Source organism: Pseudomonas sp. K5002 (assembly GCF_013386655.1).
In the GTDB taxonomy this organism is placed as follows: domain Bacteria; phylum Pseudomonadota; class Gammaproteobacteria; order Pseudomonadales; family Pseudomonadaceae; genus Aquipseudomonas.
Window position 1 is genome coordinate 1 of the sequence record NZ_JACARK010000677.1, and the last position, 2,778, is coordinate 2,778.

Annotated in this window: 3 protein-coding genes; 2 read left to right on the plus strand and 1 reads right to left on the minus strand. The window is 61.2% G+C overall.

The annotated features are described in order from the left end of the window. The coding region (locus HX846_RS26020; RefSeq protein ID WP_178966368.1) for a thiamine pyrophosphate-dependent enzyme at nt 1-901 on the plus strand (901 nt) is incomplete at its 5' end. Here the strand turns inward: HX846_RS26020 and HX846_RS26025 are convergent. Next, nucleotides 892-1,758, minus strand: coding sequence for a helix-turn-helix transcriptional regulator (locus HX846_RS26025; RefSeq protein ID WP_032899479.1), 867 nt, complete (start codon nt 1,756-1,758; stop codon nt 892-894). The genes HX846_RS26020 and HX846_RS26025 overlap by 10 nt on opposite strands. Nucleotides 1,759-2,197: 439 nt before the next feature. Between HX846_RS26025 and HX846_RS26030 the strand changes: the two genes are divergently transcribed. Next, a partial coding sequence (locus tag HX846_RS26030) for a Gfo/Idh/MocA family protein (protein WP_178966369.1) occupies nt 2,198-2,778 on the plus strand: 581 nt, incomplete at its 3' end.

Sequence of the window (2,778 nt, forward strand, 5' to 3'; positions counted from 1 at the left end):
GTGCGGTCGCCCCATGGCCGTCGTACTTACGGGCCCCCTGGGCATCCCCTCAGCCCTGGGAGCCCTGGCCACCGCGCACCAGGACGCCTGCGCGCTGCTGGTCATCAGTAACGCCCAGCCCGAAACGATAGCCGCCAACGTCATGAAAGATCACGCGACGGTTTCGACACTACAACAGCTACCCCAAGCCCTGCGCCAAGCCTTCGACACCATGCTGAGCGCCCATCCCGGCCCTGTCAGCCTGTCCATTGACGACGCCCTCCAAGGCGCCTCCACCAACGCCAGCCTGCCACCCGCCACCCTGCGTGCAGAACCCCAACCCACCCCGCGTAAAATCAGCGTACTGCGCGAAGGCCGCGCCTCATCCTCCGTGCTGGAAAACGATGCCATCCTCGTCATCGGTAGCGGCCCCACCCAGCCCATGGCCCGCAAGATGTTCCCGGTGCATTACCCCGGCAGGCACTTGTGCGCCGGCAACCCCGCCACCCTCGGCTGGGCCGTCCCGGCAGCGATCGGCGCCAAGCTCGCCATGCCCGCCCGCCAGGTGGTCTGTGCCGTGGGCAGCCGGGATTTCCTGCAGTCGATGCAAGAGATGGCAGTGTGCGTGATGCACAGCATTCCGGTGGTGTTCCTGGTCTTCAACAGCAACGGTGACGAAGCCCTGGGCGACGTACAGACGTCGCCCATCGAGCAGCACCGGGCCGGTGAATTCAACCTGCCGGATGGCAAACCCTATGCCCCGGACTTCGCCGGCATCGCCCGAAACTTCGGCCTTGAAGCCTGGCGCGTCGAACACGCGTCACAACTCAACGCGACCCTCGTCAAAGCCCTCAACAGCAAGGGCCCGTCGCTGGTTGAAATGATGACGGCACGCCAGCCCCTGCAGGTCCCTCAGTCCTGACCGCCCCAGACGATGGTGGCGTTGTCGCCGGTCATGTATTCACGTACGTCCAGCGGGATCGACTGGTCGCTGGGCAACAGCACCGTTGCATTGCGCAAGTGGTGCTTGCGGATCTTGCCCTTGTCCACCAGTCCCAGCGCCATGCGCGTGGAGAAAGGCTGGCGGAACGAGGACGACGCCACACCCGTCACCAACCCATAGAGAAAACGGATCGGCCGACGATGCTGCGGCGTCAGGATCGAGAACGTCATTTCGTTACGTTGCTTGCCTTCGAAATCCACCATGAACAGGCGATCGCCCAGCAGCAGGCAGAACCCGTGGTAGGTGAATGAATAACCGATCTTGCCGCTGCCATCGCGCAGTGGAAAGCGCTCGACGGTGACGTACTGCACCATCGAGTCGGCGCGGTACAGGCAGGTGACCGAACGCAGGATCCGGCCCTTGTAGATCGATGAATTGTGGTAGCGGTAATACACCCCCAGATAGTCTTCGAGCACGTCAGCCGACTGCTTGGCCAGCGGCAGGAAATGATTGAACTGCTCCGAAGCCCGCAAGCCGGTGGGCAGTTCGTTTTCATAGCCTTCATAGAACTTCTTGAACTCGGCGGGTGGGCGGAAGAGGTCTTCGGCTTCCATCATGAAATAGCGGCCGATCTTTTGCAGAATCTTCTGCGACGGCACGTGCTGGCCCACCAGGTACTTGTTGAACTGCTGGCGGTTCACATCAACTTTGCGGCACATGTCGGCCACCGACCGGCAGGACTCCACCAGCGTGCTCAGGTTCTTTTGCACATTGGCCTGCAAGTCGCTGCGCGCCTGCTGTCGCTCGGGGTGGGAGGTGGCGGCGGCTAATGACAGGGGCGATGAGTCCGGGCGGCTGGGCATTATTATCTCGATGTACTTGGCTGGGTTAAGGCGCCAGTTATTAAAGTTATAGCGCGGTTATCGAATAACCTTGGGCATAACCGTAATAACCGTTTAAGCGTTTGAAACTTCCGATCATTACCAAGGCATCTTTCATGCCGTTTGTTTAAGTTCAAACATGAAGTTTGAGCATAACTGAATGCGTCAGATTGTAAGCGCTTTTGCTGAAGGTTCGGCGCCAGTGCGTTGTGGTTTTCACGGGTCAATCGTGACGGTGGCGGTCCGCCCAGTAACACATTCGATAGCGACGGGTAACACCCCGTGCTGCGCAGGAGTGCTTCAGTCCGCGTCAGGTATCGCCAAGGGTGCGAAATGGTGGAAACACCGGTCACCCCTGATACTCGGGCCAATGCTTTTTGCGGAGGATTGGGCGATGGCAAGGTTGACCGGCGACATTCCCGGAAAGAGGCGACTCAAGGTCGGCATGGTCGGCGGCGGGCAGGGCGCTTACTTCGCCAGTTACCACCGCGCAGCGATGCGCCTGTGTAATCGCTTCGATATCGTTGCCGGCGCATTCTCTGCCGACGCGGATAAATGCCGCGAGGCGGGCGCAGCGCTCACTATTGAACCCGAACGTATCTACTTGTCGTTCGAGGACATGGCGGCCGCCGAGTCTCGCCGCCCCGACCCGATCGAGGCGGTGGTTATCGTGACGCCCAACCACTTGCACTTCGAACCGTGCCGGTTGTTCCTGGAGGCGGGCATCCCGGTGATCTGCGACAAGCCCCTGGTCAACCACCCTGACGAAGCCCGTGAGTTGGCGAGCCTTGCCGAGCGCCATGGGACATTTTTTGCGCTGACCTACACCTACCAGGGCTACCCGATGGTCAGGGACGCCCGCAGTCGCATCCAGGCCGGCGAGCTGGGTGAGCTGCGCTTCCTGTACGTCGAATACCTGCTGGAGTGGCTGGCCCCCGGCGTGTCCGGCTTGAGCAATAGCCTGGCGTGGCGCGG